This is a genomic window from Agromyces bracchium (assembly GCF_009709675.1).
Taxonomy (GTDB): Bacteria; Actinomycetota; Actinomycetes; order Actinomycetales; family Microbacteriaceae; genus Agromyces; species Agromyces bracchium.
Genome location: NZ_WMLB01000021.1, coordinates 1 through 19099, shown reverse-complemented (window position 1 = coordinate 19099; position 19099 = coordinate 1). Strand labels below are relative to the sequence as shown.

At 72.1% G+C, this 19099-nt stretch carries 18 protein-coding genes; all 18 read right to left on the bottom strand.

Features of this window, described 5'->3' with window-relative positions:
* Positions 1–19: 19 nt before the first annotated feature.
* Complete coding sequence (locus GJ743_RS08335) at positions 20–2086, bottom strand: PTS fructose transporter subunit IIABC (RefSeq protein ID WP_155051453.1); 2067 nt, start codon at positions 2084–2086, stop codon at positions 20–22.
* A gap of 9 nt (positions 2087–2095) precedes the next feature.
* Positions 2096–3067 carry a 1-phosphofructokinase family hexose kinase gene (locus GJ743_RS08330; protein ID WP_155051452.1) on the bottom strand — a complete coding sequence of 324 codons (972 nt, stop codon included), beginning with the start codon at positions 3065–3067 and terminating at the stop codon, positions 2096–2098.
* A complete protein-coding gene (locus GJ743_RS08325) occupies positions 3064–3852 on the bottom strand; it encodes a DeoR/GlpR family DNA-binding transcription regulator (RefSeq protein ID WP_155051451.1) in 789 nt (262 codons plus the stop codon). Before GJ743_RS08325 ends, GJ743_RS08330 begins: the two co-directional genes overlap by 4 nt.
* A 190-nt stretch (positions 3853–4042) precedes the next feature.
* Positions 4043–6622, bottom strand: coding sequence for a M14 family zinc carboxypeptidase (locus GJ743_RS08320; RefSeq protein ID WP_196216954.1), 2580 nt, complete (start codon positions 6620–6622; stop codon positions 4043–4045).
* 206 nt (positions 6623–6828) lie between these two features.
* The gene (gene cls, locus GJ743_RS08315; RefSeq protein WP_155051449.1) at positions 6829–8295 is read right to left on the bottom strand and encodes a cardiolipin synthase; all 1467 of its coding nucleotides are present in this window, start codon (positions 8293–8295) and stop codon (positions 6829–6831) included.
* 7 nt (positions 8296–8302) lie between these two features.
* Complete coding sequence (locus GJ743_RS08310) at positions 8303–8482, bottom strand: hypothetical protein (protein ID WP_155051448.1); 180 nt, start codon at positions 8480–8482, stop codon at positions 8303–8305.
* Positions 8483–8509: 27 nt separating this feature from the next.
* Complete coding sequence (locus tag GJ743_RS08305; protein WP_155051447.1) at positions 8510–8659, bottom strand: hypothetical protein; 150 nt, start codon at positions 8657–8659, stop codon at positions 8510–8512.
* A gap of 43 nt (positions 8660–8702) precedes the next feature.
* Positions 8703–10211, bottom strand: coding sequence for a lysine--tRNA ligase (gene lysS / locus GJ743_RS08300; protein ID WP_155051446.1), 1509 nt, complete (start codon positions 10209–10211; stop codon positions 8703–8705).
* A gap of 110 nt (positions 10212–10321) precedes the next feature.
* Positions 10322–11149 carry a pantoate--beta-alanine ligase gene (gene panC, locus GJ743_RS08295; RefSeq protein ID WP_328288964.1) on the bottom strand — a complete coding sequence of 276 codons (828 nt, stop codon included), beginning with the start codon at positions 11147–11149 and terminating at the stop codon, positions 10322–10324.
* Between the two features lie 101 nt (positions 11150–11250).
* Positions 11251–12012, bottom strand: a complete 762-nt coding sequence (locus tag GJ743_RS08290; protein ID WP_155051445.1) for a Rossmann-like and DUF2520 domain-containing protein — start codon at positions 12010–12012, stop codon at positions 11251–11253.
* Positions 12002–13645 (bottom strand): PH domain-containing protein, encoded by a 1644-nt coding sequence (locus GJ743_RS08285; protein ID WP_155051444.1) that lies wholly within the window; start codon positions 13643–13645, stop codon positions 12002–12004. The genes GJ743_RS08290 and GJ743_RS08285 overlap by 11 nt, the downstream gene beginning before the upstream one ends.
* Positions 13642–14247, bottom strand: coding sequence for a PH domain-containing protein (locus tag GJ743_RS08280; protein WP_155051443.1), 606 nt, complete (start codon positions 14245–14247; stop codon positions 13642–13644). Before GJ743_RS08280 ends, GJ743_RS08285 begins: the two co-directional genes overlap by 4 nt.
* Positions 14240–14707 carry a DUF3180 domain-containing protein gene (locus tag GJ743_RS08275; RefSeq protein ID WP_328288962.1) on the bottom strand — a complete coding sequence of 156 codons (468 nt, stop codon included), beginning with the start codon at positions 14705–14707 and terminating at the stop codon, positions 14240–14242. The genes GJ743_RS08280 and GJ743_RS08275 overlap by 8 nt, the downstream gene beginning before the upstream one ends.
* Positions 14704–15189 (bottom strand): 2-amino-4-hydroxy-6-hydroxymethyldihydropteridine diphosphokinase, encoded by a 486-nt coding sequence (gene folK / locus GJ743_RS08270; RefSeq protein ID WP_328288961.1) that lies wholly within the window; start codon positions 15187–15189, stop codon positions 14704–14706. Before folK ends, GJ743_RS08275 begins: the two co-directional genes overlap by 4 nt.
* The gene (folB, locus tag GJ743_RS08265; protein WP_328288960.1) at positions 15186–15557 is read right to left on the bottom strand and encodes a dihydroneopterin aldolase; all 372 of its coding nucleotides are present in this window, start codon (positions 15555–15557) and stop codon (positions 15186–15188) included. The genes folK and folB overlap by 4 nt, the downstream gene beginning before the upstream one ends.
* Positions 15541–16341 (bottom strand): dihydropteroate synthase, encoded by an 801-nt coding sequence (gene folP / locus GJ743_RS08260; protein ID WP_155051468.1) that lies wholly within the window; start codon positions 16339–16341, stop codon positions 15541–15543. Before folP ends, folB begins: the two co-directional genes overlap by 17 nt.
* Before the next feature lie 25 nt (positions 16342–16366).
* Entirely contained in the window at positions 16367–16963 is a 597-nt protein-coding gene (gene folE / locus GJ743_RS08255) for a GTP cyclohydrolase I (protein WP_155051441.1), read from the bottom strand.
* Between the two features lie 35 nt (positions 16964–16998).
* Positions 16999–19014 carry an ATP-dependent zinc metalloprotease FtsH gene (gene ftsH / locus GJ743_RS08250; protein ID WP_155051440.1) on the bottom strand — a complete coding sequence of 672 codons (2016 nt, stop codon included), beginning with the start codon at positions 19012–19014 and terminating at the stop codon, positions 16999–17001.
* Positions 19015–19099: the final 85 nt, after the last annotated feature.

Below are 19099 nucleotides of genomic sequence, written 5' to 3'. Positions count from 1 at the left end.
GCCGTCGGTGTCGCGCCGGTCAGGCTGCGACGATCGAGGGCTCGCCCTCCGCGACCTCCTCGCGGATCGTGCGACGGTGCGCCCAGCGCTTCAGCGCGATGACCGCGAGCGCGCCGACGACCGAACCGGCCACGATCGCCAGGACGAACCAGAGCAGGTTGCCGATCGCGAAGAACACGAAGATGCCGCCGTGCGGGGCCTGCGACGTGACGCCCATGCCCATGCAGATCGCGCCGGCGACCGCGCCGCCGAGGATCATCGAGGGGATGACGCGGAACAGGTCGGCCGCGGCGAACGGGATCGCGCCCTCGGAGATGAACGCGGCACCGAGCAGCCACGCGGCCTTGCCGTTCTCGCGCTCGACCGGGGTGAACAGCTTGCGGTCGAGCACCGTGGCGAGCGCCATGGCGAGGGGCGGAACCATCCCGGCGGCCATGACCGCGGCCATGACCATCAGCGGCGCCTGGTTCTCGACGGACGCCGCACCGAGGCCGGCGACGGCGAACGAGTACGCGACCTTGTTGACGGGGCCGCCGAGGTCGAAGCCCATCATCGCACCGAGGATCAGTCCGAGCACGACCGCCGCCGCGCCGGTGAGGCCGGCGAGCCAGTCGTTCAGGGCGGTGGAGAGCGCAGCGATGGGGCCGCCCAGCACGACGATCATGAGGCCCGAGGCGACGATCGACGCGACGAGCGGGATGATCACGACCGGCATGAGGCCCCGGAGCCAGCGCGGCACGTCGAGGCGGGCGAACATGAGCGCGATCCAGCCGGCGAGGATGCCGCCGACGAGGCCGCCGATGAACCCCGCACCCATGAGGCCCGCGACCGCACCGGCGACGAAGCCGGGAGCGATGCCGGGGCGATCGGCGATCGCGTAGGCGATGTAGCCGGCGAGCGCCGGCACCAGGAAGCCCATCGAGATCGCGCCGATCGTGAAGAACACGGCGCCGAGGTACACCAGGAGGCCGCCGTCGGGCAGGTTGAACAGGTTGTTCGTCGTGACGATCTCGGTGGCGTTGTCGGTGATGTCGTACCCGCCGAAGAGGAAGCCGAGCGCGATGAGGAGGCCGCCGCCGGCGACGAACGGGATCATGTAGCTGACGCCGGTGAGCAGCACGCGCTTGACCTTCTGGCCGAAGTGCTCGTTCGCGGCCGCCGCCGCGGCGGTCTGCGCCCCGGCGTCGCCCTGCACGCGCGGCGCGGACGGGTCGTCGATCGCGGCCACGGCCTCGTCGATCATCTCGGCGGGGTGATCGATGCCGCGCTTGACCGGCCCCTGGACCACGGGCTTGCCGGCGAACCGGCTCTTGTCGCGCACGTCGACGTCGACGGCGAAGACGACCGCGTCGGCCCGGGCGATGACCTCGGGCGACAGCGGCGTCGAGCCGGAGGACCCCTGCGTCTCGACGTGCAGTTCGACGCCGGCCTTCTTCGCGGCGGCGGCGAGCGCGTCGGCGGCCATGTAGGTGTGCGCGATGCCGGTGGGGCAGGCCGTGACCGCGATGAGCACCGGCGCACCTTCGTGGCGGGGGGCGGATGCCGCGGGCGCGGCGCTCGCGGCGGCGGCAGCGGCACCGGCCCCTGCGGCCGTCGCACCCGCCGTCGCGGCGGCGGCCGGCGCCACCTCGGGCTCGGGTGCGAGCGCCTCCTCGACGAGCGCGACGAAGGTCGCGGCGTCGGGCGCGGCGCGGAGCGACGCGACGAAGTCCTCGCGGATCAGCGACCGCGCGAGCGTCGAGAGCACCGCGAGGTGGTCCTGCGTCGACGCGGTCGGGACGGCGATGAGGAACACCAGGTCGGCCGGCCCGTCGAAGGAACCGAAGTCGACCCCCTCGGGCAGCCGGGCGGCGGCGAGCGTCGGCTCGGTCACCGCGTCGGACTTGGCGTGCGGGATGGCGATGCCGCCGGGGACGCCCGTGGAGTCCTTCTCCTCGCGGGCCCACGCGTCGGCGAAGAGCACCTCGGCGTCGGTGGCTCGGCCCGCACCGACGACGGCGTCGGCGAGGGCGCGGATGACGGCGGCCTTGTCGGCGCCGATGGGCTCGTCGAGGCTGACGAGCCGCTGGTCGATGACGGTGGACATCGATTCCTCCTACTGGACGGCCGGGGCGACGGCGCCCCGGATTCGGATTGCGGTGATGGCGGTGGCGTCGGCGTCGGCCCTGGTGGGGACCGCCGACCCGGGGAGCGACGCGGCGGCCGCCCCGTGTGCGACCGCCTGGGCGAGCGCCCGGTCGGACGCGGCCCCCTCGGTCACGGCGAGCAGGAAGCCGGCGAGCGAGCTGTCGCCCGCGCCGACCGTGCTGCGTGCGTCGATGCGGGGCGCGGGCGCGAACCAGGCGCCCTCCGCCCCGACGTGGACGGCGCCACGGGCGCCGAGCGTGACGAGCGCCGAGCGGATGCCGCGGGGCTCGAGTCGTGCGGCGAGCTCGGCGACCCGCTCGGGGTCGGCCTCGAGCGCGTCGGGGTCGACCTCGCCGGTGAGTTCGGCGAGCTCCTCGCCATTCGGCTTGATGAGGTCGATCTCGGCCGCGGAGTCGACGAGCGCGGCGAGCGGCGCCCCCGACGTGTCGACCGCGATGCGCGCGGCGGCGCCCGCCGCGCGCACCTCGCGCACGACGCGGACGTAGAAGTCGTCGGGGAGCGACGGCGGGAGCGAGCCGGCGAGCACGAGCCACGAGGCATCCGTCGCCCGCTCGACCACCGCGCGGACGAGCGCGCGCTGCTCGTCGTCGTCGAGCGCGGGGCCGGGCTCGTTCAGCTTGGTGGTGACGCCGTCGGGTTCGGTGATCGCGATGTTCGAGCGGAGTCGGCCGGCGATGGGAACGGTCGCGACCGGCACTCGGGCCGCGGCGAGCGCGACGACCAGCGGGTCGTCTGCGCGGCCGGGCAGGACGGCGATCGAGTCGGCCCCGGCGGCGACGAGCGCGCGCGTCACGTTGACGCCCTTGCCGCCCGGCTCCTCGACGCTGCGGGCGACGCGCTGGACCTCGCCTCGCTCGAGCGCCCGGTCGAGCTCGACCGTGCGATCGAGCGACGGGTTGACGGTCAGTGTGACGATCATGCGACGCGCACCTCCACCTCGGCCTCGTCGAGCGCGACCGCGAGCGCGGGCCCGGGTTGCGCGTCGGTGATGAGGACGTCGACCTCGTCGAGGGCCGAGAATCGCTGCAGTGCCTCGTCGTCGTGCTTGGACGAGTCGACGAGCACGACGGCGAGCCTGGCCCGGTCGACCATGGCCTGCTTGACCTGGGCCTCGAGTTCGTCGGGCGTCGAGAGCCCGAACTCGGCGCTCACGCCGTTGGTGCCGATGAAGGCGATGTCGGGGCGGATCTCGGCGAGCTGGGCGATCGCAGAAGGCCCGACGGCGGCGCTCGTGATGCCGCGGATCGTGCCGCCGATGATGCGGACGACCAGGTCGCGGCTGCCGTGCAGGAGCGCGGCGATGGGCACGGAGTTCGTGTAGACCGTGAGGGGCGGCGTGCCCGTGGCGGGCTGCCAGCCGACGAGCGCCTCGGCGAGCGCGCCGGTCGTGGTGCCGGCGTCGAGCAGGATCGAGCCCGTGAAGGTCGGCGGCACGAGCGCCATGGCCTCGTGCGCGATCGCGCGCTTGGCGTCGGCGTGCTGGCCGGTGCGCTCGAGGACGGTCGTCTCGGCGAGGCTCGCCCGGCCCGCGCTCACGGCGCCGCCGTGGACTCGGCGGAGGTGCCCGGCCTGCTCGAGCGCGTCGAGGTCGCGGCGGATCGTCTCGGCGGTGACGTCGAGTTCGTCGGCGAGGCCGGCGACCGAGACGCGCCCCGTGCGGGCGAGCGCGTCGAGGATGTGCTCGTGTCGCTCCATCGCGTACATGCGGCCTCCCTGCCGATCTTCGATCACCTGCGTTCGTGTGAGTTTATCTCGCAATCTCCACCAAAAGCAACCCTTTCGCAGAAATACCCACAGAAACCCACATCGGATGGCACGGACCCGAGTGCCGGCGCACACGACGGCGCCGGCCGGGAGCGCATCCCGACCGGCGCCGCGCCGTGCCATCCGTCGACTACGGGACGGGGACCTCCGCCCCCTCGGTGCCGGCCCAGAAGAGCCCGCGCGCGATCTGGCCGAACTGCCCGACCGGGTGGGTCCGGAAGTTCATCGACGTGCCGAACATCAGCACCCGGTTGCCCGCCTCGGTCTCGGCGGAGACCGCCGACGCCTGCCCGGCGGCATCCGTCGTGGAACGGCCCGCGGAGTCGCGCCAGTGGCCCGAGATGAACGGGTCGGCCGCGTAGGTCTGCTCGACCACGGCGTTGGCGCCGAGGTTCGTGTACCAGACCGCCGGGTAGATGAACGCGGTGTCCTGCGGGAACGTGCCGAGGAGGCCCTCCTCGACCGGGTCGACCGACACGATGCCGTTCGACCCGCTCGTGCCGGACGTCGCGGTCGAGGCGACGAGGCCGAACGCGTTCGCGAAGCTCGCGATCGCCGTGCCCTCGCCGACCACGCCGCCGCCCGCCGCAAGGTACTCGGCCATCACGGTGCGGCCGGCCTCCTGCGATCCCGAGAAGTTCAGCGTCCCGCCGATCCAGATCACGTCGACGCCGTCGAGGGTGGCCGCGCCGCTCGTGAGCGTGGCGGACGAGATCGCGACCGGGTCGTCGAACCCGAGCTTGCGCAGCGTCTGCAGCTCCTCGCCGCCGCCGGAGTAGGCGACCGTGAGGTCGTCGAGCCCCGTGCTCTCCTCGGCGGCCAGGCGCGAGCCGTCGGACGCCGTGAACGCGACGCCGTAGAGGTCGGCGACCTCGACCGCGGCCGCGTGGCTCGCGGCATCCGGCCCCAGGATCACGGTGCCGTCGTCGAACGCCGACACCGGCACGCCCGACTCGAGCAGCGCATTGACCGCCTGGTACTCGGCGACGCCCGACGTGGCCAGCTCGAGGTAGCCGCCCTGCGCCGGGACCGAACCGGTCGGCGCCGCCTCGGCGACGGACTTCAGCTTTGCCTTGATCGCCGGGTCGCCCGTCGAGCCGACCGCGTCGACGTCCGCACCCCACAGCAGCGCGAGGCTCCACGCGGAGATGTCGTACATGTCGGGCACCCGCTCCGAGATGTCCGAGCCGTCGGCCAGCAGCACGTTCGCCATGCCGCGCAGCGGCTGGTGCATGTCGACCACGTAGGAGCCGGCCTCGTACGTCGTGCCGCCGGCCGTGAAGGCCGAGGATGCGCGCTGCACCTCGACGCCGTTGGCGATGAGCTGGTCGACGAGGTTCGCGGCATCCGTCGCCGAACGCTGCGCCTCGCCGGCGGGGATCACGTACGCCCGCGGGAACTCGGCCGTGTAGACGTCGGTCTCGTCCCAGATCTCGGCCCACTGGTTCGGCTCGGCCACCTCGGCCGGGTCGACGTCGGCGGGGATCTCGACGAGCGGCTCGCCCGCGACGCCGCGACGGAAGATCTCGATCTGGTTCGACAGCAGCGCGTCGGCGTTCTCGATCACGTAGTCGACCGAGGTGTCGATCACGACGCCGGCGACCTCGATGTTCACGGCCGAGTTCGCGGCGTTCGTCGGGTTCGTCGGCGGGTTCACCCGACCGAGCGGCAGCTCGACCGTGTTGGTGATCGCGCCCTGGTAGGCCACGTACTGCGGCGTGAAGATCGGCGGCCAGTCGTCCCATCCGGCGCGGATGTCGCGGTACGGGATCCGGATGTTGCCCGTGTTCTCGGTCGTGACCCGGTTCGTCTCGAGGTCGAGGTAGGTGTTGCCGGGGATGTCGGCCGCGGTCACGGCCTCCTCGATCTCGAGCGCGGCGGCGTACGCGTGCGGCAGGAACAGGTCGTACTCGTAGTTCTCGCCGTGGGGCGGGCCGCAGGGCTCGACCTGCAGCACGCTCGTGTAGCCGTGCAGGTCGATGTAGAACGTCGGCTGGATCACGCCCGACAGGTCGCGGATGATGCGGGCCTCGCTCGTCGCGCCGGTGATCATGTCGCGGTTCGCGTCGAACCCGTCCGCCGTCGCGCGCTGGCCGAGGGCACGGCCGTCGGGGTTGTTCGTCACCGTGAAGTAGAGGCGGTTGTGCTCGAGCACGTCCTCCACCTCGGCGTACGGCGCCGTGGCGAGGTGCTCGATGTAGTCGAGGACCGCGTCGGTGCCCTCCCACTCGTTGCCGTGGATGTTCGCGTTGAACCAGATCGGCACCTTGTAGTTCTTCATCAGCGACGCGTTCTTCGCGGCCGCCGTGGGATTGTGCTTGATCATGTCGCGGAACATCGCCTGGCGCTTGGTCTCGCCCGCGTTCTCGGGGGCGGTGAGCGTGACGAGGTGGATGTCGCGGCCGAGCGCCGACTGGCCGACGACCTGCACCGAGATGCGGTCGCTCACGGCGGTCAGGCTGTTGAGCATCGGTGCGATCTCGTCGTAGGGGATGACGCCGCGGTTGATCGACGCGTCGGTCGGGTCGTCGGCGACGGTCGCGAGTTCGGGCTGGGACGGGTAGCTCGTCGGCGGTGCGACGAGCGGCGAGACGGGGGTGACGATCGGGACGGCCGGATCGCCCTCGAGGGCGATCGCGGGGGTGGAACCGGCGACGAGCGTCGCGGCCAGGACGGCCGTGACGCCCGCGCCCGCAAGGGTGCGTTGCATCGACATGGTGCTCCGTAGGGTTGCGGACTCGGATCGGGACCGGCTCGCCGCACACGGGGCGGCGGGTCTCGCCGTCGCGGACGAACCGCGCACGACCCCGGTGGAATCGTGCGCTGGAAAGCGGTACCAGCCAGCCTTGCATGCGAACGCATGCACGTTCCAGAGCGATTCGTTGCGTTCGTGTGAAGAATCCTGCGCGTTTCTCGCTACTGCAGGGCGGAAGTGAGCCGCGCGAGGTTGTCGAGCACGGTCGACCGCAGCGGCTGCCGCATCCACTCCTCGAGGGTCAGCTCGCGGCTGTCCCGCCGGTAGCCGTCCTCCACGGCCCGCATCTCCCGGACGAAGGACGCGCCGTGCACGAGCAGCGAGACCTCCATGTTGAGTTCGAACGACCGGATGTCCATGTTGCTCGAGCCGATGACGGCCACGTCGTCGTCGATCGTGAAGTGCTTGGCGTGCAGGATGAACGGCGCGCGGTACATGTAGATCCGGACGCCCGCGCGCAGCAGCGCCTCGTAGTAGGAGCGCTGCGCGTGGTAGACGAGCGCCTGGTCGCCGATCTCCGAGACGAAGAGCTCGACGTGCACGCCGCGCTGCGTGGCGCCGCTGATCGCGCGGAGCATGGCCTCGTCGGGCACGAAGTACGGACTCGTGATGATGATCTTCTCGCGCGCGGCGTAGAGGAGGGCGAGGAAGAACTTGAGGTTGTTCTCGTTCTGGTACCCCGGCCCGCTCGGAACGACCTGGCAGTCGAGGTTCTGCTCGGCGGGTGGCTGGGCGAAGGGGATGAGCTCCTCGCGCGAGGGCGCCTCGCCGGTCTCGAGGTACCAGTCGGTCGCGAAGATCGCGTCGAGGCCCGAGACGATCGGGCCCTCGAGTTCGGCGACGAGCTCCTGCCACTTCAGGCCGCGACGGATATTGCCGCGCTTGTTGTAGCTGCGGTCGATGATGTTCTGCGAGCCCATGTACGCGACCTCGCCGTCGACCACGAGGATCTTGCGGTGGTTCCTGAGGTCGGGACGCTGGTACTTGCCGCGAAGCGGCTGCACGGGGAGCATGAGGCGCCAGTCGACGCCCATGCGCGTCAGCCGACGGATGGTGCGACGGTACCCCTTCGAGCGCCGCGAGGCGATGTGATCGAGGAGGACGCGCACCTCGACGCCGCGTTCGACGGCGTCGCCGAGCGCGTCGAAGAACCGGGCCGTCGTCGGGTCGTACGCGAAGATGTAGAACTCGACGTGCACGTATCGGGTCGCGCGGGAGATCGCGTCGGCCATCGCGTCGAGCGATGCCTCGTAGTCGCCGATGAGCCGCGCGCTGTTGTGGCCGATGAGCGGCATCGCGCCGAGGTTGCGGTTCAGGCGCACGATCCCCTCGAACCAGTCGGGCCAGTCGCGGTGATCGCTGACCTGCTCGACGCCGTGCGTCGACTCGCGGATGAAGCGGTCCACCTCGGCCTGCTTCTCCCGTCGCGCCTTCGGGAGCTTCGGGTTGCCGATCAGCAGGAAGAAGAGCACCCCGAGGTACGGGATGAAGAAGATCGCCAGCAGCCACGCCATGCCGGCGGTGGGCCTTCGGTTGCGGGGGACGACGATGATCGCGATGACGCGCACGACGATGTCGACGACGAGCACCAACAGGGCGATGATCGCCGTGACCTGCGCCGACGTCATGCCGGGGCTACGCGGCTCGGTGCTGCTGTTCGGCGCGCTTCGCGCGCTCCTCGGCCTCGATCTTGGCGTAGGCGTCGCGCTCGGTCCGGTCGGCGCGCAGCAGCGAGCGCATCACGAACCAGAAGATGAGTCCGATCAGCACGGTCGGTGCGAGCGACCAGATCGCGTTCAGCCAGAAGTCGTCCATAGCCGTTCCAGAATACCCGCGGAATCCTCAACCCGCGGTGAGGATGCCCCAGATGCCCGAACCGAGCAGGTACAGGCCGACGGCACCCACGATCACCCAGATCGCGATCCGCGAGAACGAGGGCTTGCGCGGGTCGGGCTCGGGCTCGAGTTCCTTCTTCGGGAGGTAGTCGTTCATCGGAGGCTCCTGATCTCGATACGCTTCGCTACTCGACCACCGGTCACTTGACCAGGGGGAAGAGGATCGTCTCGCGGATGCCGAGGCCGGTGACCGCCATCAGGAGGCGGTCGATGCCCATGCCCATGCCGCCCGTCGGGGGCATGCCGAACTCCAGCGCCCGCAGGAACTCCTCGTCGAGGCGCATCGCCTCGGGGTCGCCGCCCGCGGCGAGGCGCGACTGCTCGACGAACCGTTCGCGCTGCACGACGGGGTCGACGAGCTCGGAGTAGCCCGTGGCGAGCTCGAAGCCGCGCACGTAGAGGTCCCACTTCTCGACGACGCCGGGGATCGAGCGGTGCTGGCGCACGAGCGGCGAGGTGTCGAGCGGGAAGTCCATGACGAACGTCGGACGGGTGAGGCCCGACTTCACGTGGTGCTCCCAGAGCTCCTCGACGTACTTGCCCGGCAGCGGGTGGTCGACCTCGATCTCGACGTCGTCGGCGAGCTCCTTCAGGCGCGACATGGGGGTCTCGGGGGTGATCTCCTCGCCGACCGCCGCGGAGAGCGAGCCGTACATCGAGAGCCGGTCCCATTCGCCGCCGAGGTCGTACTCGGTGCCGTCGGCCCACGTGACCACGTGCGAGCCCGCGACCGCGAACGCGGCGTCCTGGATGAGCTTCTGGGTCAGGTCGGCGATCGAGTTGTAGTCGCCATAGGCCTGGTAGGCCTCGAGCATCGCGAACTCGGGGCTGTGCGTCGAGTCGGCGCCCTCGTTGCGGAAGTTGCGGTTGATCTCGAACACGCGCTCGATGCCGCCGACGACGGCGCGCTTGAGGTAGAGCTCGGGCGCGATGCGCAGGTACAGCTCGGTGTCGAACGCGTTGGAGTGCGTCACGAACGGGCGCGCCGACGCGCCGCCGTGCATGACCTGGAGCATGGGGGTCTCGACCTCGACGAACCCGAGGCTCGTGAACGTCGAGCGGAGGCTCGCGTTGACCGTGGCCCGGTCGATCACGTTGCGTCGCGCCTGCTCGCGCGCGATCAGGTCGAGGTAGCGGCTGCGCACGCGCGTCTCCTCGGAGAGCTCGTTGTGCAGGTTCGGCAGCGGGTTGATGGCCTTCGCCGCCATCCGCCACTCGGTCGCCATGATCGAGAGCTCGCCACGGCGGCTCGTGATGACCTCGCCCGCGACGAACACGTGGTCGCCGAGGTCGACGAGCTCCTTCCACGCCGCGAGCGCCTCCTCGCCGACCTCGCCGAGCGAGACCATGGCCTGGATCCGGCTGCCGTCGCCCGACTGGAGGGCCGCGAAGCAGAGCTTTCCCGTGTTGCGGAGGTGCACGACGCGGCCGGACACGCCGACCGTCTCGCCGCTGCGCTCGTCGACGCCGAGGCCGACGAACCGCGCGCGAACCTCGGGGATCGTCGTGGTCACGGGCACCGAGACCGGGTACGCGCCGTCGCCGAGGTCGGCGGCGTCGGCGATGAGCCGCTCGCGCTTGGCCAGTCGCACGGCCTTCTGCTCCGAGATCTCCTCGGCGGTCGGCTCGTGCGTGGTCTCGTCGGCCATGGCGTCTCCGGTGTGGGGGTGGGTTCGTGGGGCGCGCATCCGAGCGGATGCCACCCACCAGCGTATCCCGCCGCTGCGCGCCGACCTGAAGGGCAGCCGGATGCCTCGGCTCAGCCCAGCACGATGCCGGCGTTGTCGATCAGCCGGGTGCCGCCCACTCGGGCCGCCACGAGCACCGTCGCCTCGCCGGTCGCGCCCTCGTCGACGGGCAGGAAGGTCGCCGGGTCGACGACGACCAGGTAGTCGAGCTCGATGGCCTCGTGGTCGCCGAACGCGGCGGCCGCCTCGGCGAGCACCTCGTCCAACCCCTCGCCCGCGGCGGCCTCGGCGGCGGCGAGCGACTCCGAGAGCGCCAGTGCCGCGCGACGCCCGCCGGCGTCGAGGTACCGGTTGCGGCTCGACAGCGCGAGACCGTCGGGCTCGCGCACCGTCGGAACGACCTCGATCGCGAGCGGCGCGTTCAGGTCGGCGACCATGCGGCGGACGAGGAAGACCTGCTGCGCGTCCTTCTGGCCGAACACGGCCGTGTCGGGCTGCACGATGTGGAAGAGCTTCGCGACGACGGTGAGCATGCCGTCGAAGTGACCCGGCCGGGAGGCGCCCTCGTAGAGCGTGCCGACGTGACCGGCGGCGAGGCTCGTCTCGACGGCCCCCTCCGGGTACATCTCGTCGGCGGTGGGCGCGAACACGAACTCGACGCCCTCCCGCGCGAGCGCCGCGACGTCGGCGTCGAGGGTGCGCGGGTAGCGATCGAGGTCCTCCCCCACCCCGAACTGGAGCGGGTTCACGAAGATCGACACGACGACCGCGTCGGCGATCTCGTGCGCCCTGCGCACGAGCGCGAGGTGCCCGTCGTGGAGCGCGCCCATGGTCGGGACGAGCGCGACCGACCGCTGCGCAGCGCGCAGCCCCGTCACCGCGTCGCGGATGCCGGCGATGGTGCCGTGCACCCGGGGCGCCGCGGTCCGCGAGGCGGCTCCGACGCCGTCGGCGTCGGCCGCTGCGACGCTGCCGCTGCGAGGTGCCCGCTCGTCGCCCGTCACACCCGACCTCCCGACGGCCGATCGTCATCGGCCTCGTCGATCGTAGCCGTCCCGTCGACCATCGGTCCCGGGTCGTGGCGGGCGAGGGCGTTCTCGACCGCGCTGCGGACGAGCGGTGCGAGCACGGCGCCGGCGCGGGGCATCCCGATGCCCTCGAGGATGCCGGTGGCCTGGTCGACGATCGCCGACGAGAACGAGACCGCCGTGTCGATCGCCTCGGCGTACGCGGGGCGATCGGCCTCGGCCACGACGAACGGCTCGCCGCCCATCTCGACGACGAGCGCCTGCGCGATCGGCAGGACCGGCGCGGGCGCGGTGACGGCGAACCACGTTCCCGCGAGGCGCCCCAGGTCGACGCTCGTGCCCGTGAACGACATGGCCGGGTGGATGGCGAGCGGGATCGCGCCGGCCCGCATCGCGGGCTCGAGCACGCCGACGCCGTGCGCCGCAGCGGTGTGCACGACGAGCTGCCCGGGTCGCCACGCGCCGGCGGTCGCGAGCCCCTCCACGAGGGTGCGGAGTTCGTCGCCGGGAACCGCGAGCAGCACCAGCTCGCTGCGCTCCACGATCTCGGGCAGCGCGAGGACCGGCACCTCGGGCAGCATCGCCGCGGCGCGTTCCCGGCTCGCGTCGGACACTGCGGCGATGCCAGTGAGCGCGTGGCCCGCGCCGCCCAGCGCCGAGGCGAGGACGGCGCCCACCCGGCCCGCTCCGATCGTGCCGACGCCGAGGCGACCGGCCCGCTGGTCAGGACGCATGCTCGACCCCCCACCGGTCGGTGCGGTCGTGGAGGGCCCGGTCGACGGCTTCCGCCGCGATGGCCGTGAACGCGGCGGTCGCGTCCGCGCGATCGAGTGCGGGGACCTCGGGCGCGATCGGTCCGGCCACCGTGTGGATGCGGACGGACTCGAGTCCGAGACCGCGTCGCACCGGCCCGGCCGCGACGGCGACGGACTGCATGCGCGCGAGCGGCACGAGCACCAGGCGACGGAGCAGCCAGCCGCTGCGGAGCACCGCCGTGCCGCCCTCGACGGCGATGCCGATCCGGCGCCACGAGAACGGCCGGATCCACGCCGCACGCCGCGGCGCCGAGGTGAACCCCGCTGCGGGGCCCGTGCCGGCGAGGCCGGCATCGAGCAGCGGAACGAGGTCGTCGAGCGCGTCGGGCGCGAGCAGGCCGATCACCCGTCGGACGTCGTCGGCGGTGCCGACGGGGAGCACGAGCGTGCGACGGGCGGCGTCCCCCGCCTGCGAGATCGACTGGCCGGCGACGTTGACGCGCACGGTCCACCATCCGAACGCGCGCCACAGGAGCCACTGCGACGCCTCGATCGCGTGGACACGACCGGGCGGGATGGTCTGGTTCGCGGTCGAGAGCAGCCCGGACCCGATGCGGACGCCGTCGCGCGTGCCGGCGATCGAGTAGCGCAGCGACCCGGTGATCCGCGACCACAGGTAGCTCACCACGCCGATCGCGGCGGGGATGAACGTGAACAGCATCCACAGCGTGCCGGTCGTCAGCGAGACGACGATGATCGCGATGATCACGACGAGCCAGATCATCGATCCGCCGAGGAGCGCGGAGGCGATCGCGCGAGGCAGTGGGAGTCGAACCACGGATTCGGGCGGTGCGAGGTCGGGGTCGAGCTCGGGCGCGAGGAACTCGTCGACGCGGCGACCGACGACCGCGCCGGCGCGATCGACCACCGACGGCGCGCCGGGAGCGAGCGGCAGGGCGCCCGCGGCATCCGCCCCCGCCGCGACGACGGCGTCGCCGACGGCCGTCGCCACCGCCTCCTGGCGTCGGGTGCCCGACGCCAGGCGCAGCAGGTCGCCCCGCAGGCGATCGGCCTGCGCCGAGCCGAGGTAGGACAGGTCGACGTTGCCCGACTGCCCCGCGACCGAGACGTCGAGCTTGGCGGCGCCGAAGAGCCGGGCGAACACGGGCCGCGCGACGTTGATGCCCTGGATGCGGTCGAGGCGCGCGCTGCGGTGCGAGCGGAACAGGATGCCGCTGCGCACCTCGAGCGCCTCGTCGGTGACCCGGAACGTGTGCATGCGCCACGCGAACCAGAACCCCAGGACGACGAGCACGATGACGGCGGCCAGGGCGAGCAGGGCCCACCCGACGAGCCCGTTCGCCACGATGCCGGTGACCGGGTCCTCCGCCCAGTCGCCGCCGAACTCGGGCGTCTCGCCGGGCGACTCGGCGCCGGGCGCGAAGAACAGCACGAACACCTCGACGACGCGCTCGCGCAGGTTCGCCAGCACGAAGCCCAGCACGGCGAGGAACACCAGTCCGCCGCGCAGCAGCGGGCTCGCCGGGTGCAGCCGATGCCACTCGCCGTCGGCGAGCGGGCCGATCGGAGCGCGGACGGCGGGCTCGGTCACAGGCCCGCCCGGCGGGTCTCGGCGAGGGCGACGAGTTCGTCGCGGAGCCGCTCGGCCTCTTCGAGCGGAAGCCCGGGCAACGTCACGGCGGTCGACGCGGCGGCGGTCACGAACTTCAGGTCGGCGAGGCCGAGCGCCCGCGACACGGGCCCCCGCGTGATGTCGACGAGCTGCATTCGGCCGTAGGGCACGGCGACCTGACGCTGGAACATGATGCCCCGCCGGAAGACGAGGTCGTCGGCCCGGCGGCGATAGCCGATCGAACGCACTCGGCGCGGCTCCAGGGCGATCGAGACGAGCGCGATGACGCCGACCGCGATGCCCGCCCACGTCGCCCACCACAGCTCGAACCACGACCCGACGACGAGGAGCACGGCGACCGTGATGCCGGCGCCGATCACGGAGCCGACGACCTCGACGACGACGTGCTTGGGCGAGACCCGCCGCCAGTCGTCGTCGACATGCGCGGGTGCGTCGACCGAGGCCGCGCCTCCGGGCGCGGGCGCCGGCGACGGGGACGGCGGTCCGGTCGTCTCCGGCGTCGGCTGGCCGGCGGCGACCGGCAGGGAGGCGTCGGATGCGGCGTGCTCGGGGTCAGGCATGCGCCGAACCCTCCTCTTCGGGGTCGTCGGGCGGGAGCGTGCAGAAGTGTTCGGCGACGAGCCCGCCGGTGAGCAGCAGTGCGGCGCCGATCGCGGTGGCGAGCCCCATCCAGATCGTGTCGGCTGGCGGGAGGACGCTGCGCGTGAGCAGGAAGATCGTGATGCCGATGCCGACGCCGAGCACGAGCGCGCCGGTGACGCTGCTCGCCTTGGCGAGCACCGCGATGCGGGCCGCGCGGAACGGATCGACCCGGCGGCTGCGGTCGCCGCGCACGGCCTGCCGGATCGGCCAGGCCACGAGCACGACGATCACGCCGATGCCGACGAGGGTGACGGCGAGCGAGAGCGGAGGCACGAGCGCAGTCGCGCCGCCCGCGACGAGTGCGAGCTCGCCGAGGTAGCCGACCGCGAGGCCGGCCACCGTGAACGCGACGATGGTCGAGGCGTGCGTGCGCTTCACCGACGGACCACCTCGTCGGTCGCCGCGGCGCGCAGCGCCGCGATCGGACCACGGCCGGCGATCTCGGCGTCGGGCTCGACGTCGAGCCACGGCTGCAGCACGAACGCCCGCTCCCACGCGCGCGGGTGCGGCAACTCGAGCCGCTCGTCGGCCATGCGGAGGCCGCCCACGTCGATGAGGTCGAGGTCGAGCGTGCGGTCGCCCCACCGCGTCTCGCGCGTGCGCCCGTGCTCGGCCTCGACGCGCTGGAGCAGGTCGAGGATCGCGTGCGGCTCGAGGTCGGTCTCGACGACGATGACGCCGTTCAGGTACCGCGGCGCGTCGGGGTCGATCCCGTCGAGTCGCACGGCCGCCGTCTCGTACACGGGCGACACGGCGACGAGCACCACGCCGTCGGCCTCGGCGACCGCCCGCGTGGCCGACGCGATGGTGGCCTCGCGGTCGCCCAGGTTGGCGCCGAACGCGATCACGGCCCGGCTCACGCGCGGCTCCGAACGATCGTGACGGCGACGTCGTCGAAGGGCACCTCGATGGGCGCCTGCGGCTTGTGCACGGTGACCGTGGCCTCCTCGACGCCGTCGAAGCCGAGGGCGACGGCGGCCACGCGTTCGGCCACCGTCTCGACGAGGTCGACCGGGTCGCGCTCGACCGCCTGCGCGACCGCGACGGCGAGCTCGCCGTAGTGCACGGTTCGGGCGAGGTCGTCGCCGGATGCCGCGGATGCGAGATCGACGGCGACGGACACGTCGATCACGAACTCCTGCCCCTGTTCGCGTTCGAAGTCGAACACGCCGTGGTGCGCGCGCACGCGGATGCCGGTGACGGCGATCCGATCACGAGTGGTGGCCACGTCGTCCACTCTGCCATGCGCGCACGACGTCGAGTGCGACGCGGGTGCCCGCGACATCGTGCACGCGGACGCCCCACGCCCCGGCCTGCGCCGACAGCACGCTGACGACCGCCGTCGGGAGGTCGCGATCCTCGACCGTAGCCCCCTCGGGCAGCAGCGCACCGAGGAATCGCTTGCGCGACGCACCGACGAGGATCGGCAGCCCGAGCCCGGCGAGCACGTCGAGGTTCGCCAGCAGCTCCCAGTTCTGCTCGCCGCGCTTGGAGAAGCCCAGACCGGGATCGAGGATCAGCCGATCGGCCGGGACGCCCGCGGCGACGAGTTCGTCCACCCGTCGTGCGAGTTCGTCGCGCACGTCGCTCGCGACGTCGTCGTACTCGGCGAGGTCGTCCATCCGGTCGGAGTGCCCGCGCCAGTGCATCGCGACGTAGGTCGCCCCGGAGTCGGCGGCGATGCGGGCCATGGCCTCGTCGGCGAGCCCGGCGGAGACGTCGTTGATGATCTCGGCACCGGCTTCGACCGCCGCCTGCGCGGTCGCGGCGCGCATCGTGTCGACGCTCACGCGGAGCCCGCGACCGGCGAGCTCGCGGATGACCGGGATGACCCGGCGCAGTTCCTCGTCGGGATCGACCCGGGCCGCCCCGGGCCGCGTCGACTCGCCGCCGACGTCGAGCACGTCCGCACCCTCGGAGACCAGCTCGAGGGCGTGCTCGATCGCGGCATCCGCGTCGAACCATCGCCCGCCGTCGCTGAAGGAGTCGGGGGTGACGTTGACCACGCCCATGATGACGGGCTCGGCCGGCCCCGCCTCAGGCACCGCGCCCCGATCCGATCAGCGCGATGATCTCGGCCCGCGCGGCGGGCTCGGCGAGCTCCCCGCGGCTCGCGATCGTGACCGTCGAGCTGCGCTCCTGCCGAGCGCCCCGTGCCGTGACGCACCCGTGCACCGCGTCGATCACCACGAGCACGCCGCGCGGGTCGAGCCCGGCGACCAGCGCGTCGGCGACCTCCTCGGCGATCCGCTCCTGCAACTGCGGGCGGCTCGCGATCGTGTCGATCACGGCGGGGATGCGTCCGAGGCCGACGAGCCGCTCGCCCGGGAGGTAGGCGACGTGCGCGGTCCCGATGAAGGGCAGGAGGTGGTGCTCGCAGACCGACCGGAAGGCGAGGTCGCGCAGCACCACGGCGTCGGAGGTCGCGGGCACTCCCGCGGCGGTGTCGCCGGAGGCGACGGTGTCGGCGAGGTGCACGAGCGGGTCGGCGCCGACGCCGCTGAAGTAGTCGGCGTAGGCCTCGGCGACCCGCTGCGGCGTGCGCTCGAGGCCGGGGCGTTCCGGGTCCTCGCCGATGGCGAGGAGCAGTTCGCGCACGGCGCGCTCGATGCGGTCGGCGTCGACCCCCGTCATGGCACCCTCCTCTGCGCCCTCCTCGGTGCCGCGGCTCACGCCGTGGCGGGGCGCGGCTTCGTGCTCGGCGTGCGGGACGCCTTCGCCTCCTCAACGGGCGTGCCGGAGTCGACACCGCCGTCGACGGCGCCCTGGTCGATCGGCGCCTTGCGAGTCGGGAACGGGATCGGCGGGCGGTCGGAGACCGGTCGCTTGTCGCTCGAGAGCCAGAGCGGCCGCTCGGGCAGCTTCCTGACGTCCTTGAAGATCTCGGCGATCTGGTGGTGGTCGAGCGTCTCGTGCTCGAGCAGCTCGGCGGCCAGCTTGTCGAGGATGTCGCGGTTGTCGTTCAGCACCTGCCACGCCTCGTCGTGCGCCTGCTCGATGAGCGTGCGCACCTCGACGTCGACCTTCTCGGCGATCTCCTCCGAGTAGTCGCGCTGGTGGCCCATGTCGCGGCCGAGGAAGACCTCGCCCTGCGACTGGCCGAGCTTCACGGCGCCGACGTTCGCCGACATGCCGTACTCGGTGACCATCTTGCGGGCCGTGGCGGTGGCCTTCTCGATGTCGTTCGACGCACCGGTCGACGGGTCGTGGAAGACGATCTCCTCAGCGACGCGCCCGCCCATGGCGTAGGTGAGCTGGTCGAGCAGCTCGTTGCGCGTGACGGAGTACTTGTCCTCCAGCGGCAGCACCATCGTGTAGCCGAGGGCGCGACCGCGCGGCAGGATCGTGATCTTCGTCACGGGGTCGGTGTGGTTCATCGCCGCCGCGGCGAGGGCGTGACCGCCCTCGTGGTAGGCGGTGATGAGCTTCTCCTTGTCCTTCATCACCCGGGTGCGGCGTTGCGGACCGGCGATGACGCGGTCGACGGCCTCATCGAGCGCGCGGTTGTCGATGAGCTGCGCGTTCGAGCGGGCGGTGAGCAGCGCCGCCTCGTTGAGCACGTTGGCGAGGTCGGCGCCGGTGAAGCCCGGCGTCTTGCGCGCGAGGACCTCGAGGTCGACGCCGTTCGCGAGCGGCTTGCCCTTCGAGTGCACCTCGAGGATCTTCTGGCGGCCCTTGAGGTCGGGCGCGTCGACGCCGATCTGCCGGTCGAAGCGGCCGGGGCGCAGCAGCGCGGGGTCGAGGATGTCGGGGCGGTTGGTCGCCGCGATGAGGATCACGTTGGTCTTCGGGTCGAAGCCGTCCATCTCGACGAGCAGCTGGTTGAGCGTCTGCTCGCGCTCGTCGTGCCCGCCGCCGAGGCCGGCGCCGCGGTGGCGGCCGACCGCGTCGATCTCGTCGACGAAGATGATGGCCGGCGCGTTCTGCTTGGCCTGGTCGAACAGGTCGCGGACGCGGCTCGCGCCGACGCCGACGAACATCTCGACGAAGTCGGAACCCGAGATCGAGTAGAAGGGAACGCCCGCCTCGCCCGCGACCGCGCGGGCGAGGAGCGTCTTGCCGGTTCCGGGAGGACCGTACAGCAGCACGCCCTTCGGGATCCGGGCGCCGACGGCCTGGAACTTGGCCGGCTCCTTCAGGAACTCCTTGATCTCGTGGAGCTCCTCGATCGCCTCTTCCGCGCCGGCGACGTCGTCGAAGGTGACCTTCGGGCTCTCCTTCGAGACGAGCTTCGCCTTCGACTTGCCGAACTGCATGACGCGGTTGCCGCCGCCCTGCATGCCGGAGAGGATGATCCAGAAGAAGAGGCCGATGAGCACGAGCGGCAGCAGGATGCCGAGCATCGAGAGGAACCAGTTCGGCTGCGGCACCTCGTCGTCGAAGCCGTCGGCCGGGTTCGCCTCGTCGACCGCCGCGATGACGTCGTCGCCGCGCGGGGTGACGTAGTAGAACTGCACCTGCGTGCCGAGGTCCTCCTCGGCCTCGGCGAGCGTGAGGTCGACGCGGTTCTCGACGTCGACGATCTTCACCGCCGACACCTTGCCGTCGTTGAGGAGCTCGAGCCCCTGCTGCGTCGAGACCTCGCGGAACCCCGACTGGGTGATCAGGGTGGACCCGATCCACACCGCGATGATGGCCAGCACGATGTAGAGGATCGGCCCGCGCAGGAGCTTCTTCATGTTCATGGTGCTAGCAGGCTACCCCGGCGGCGCTGGACACCTGCTGCCTGTTCGCTGAAAGCGGTCAGCGGTCAGCGGTCAGCGGTCAGCG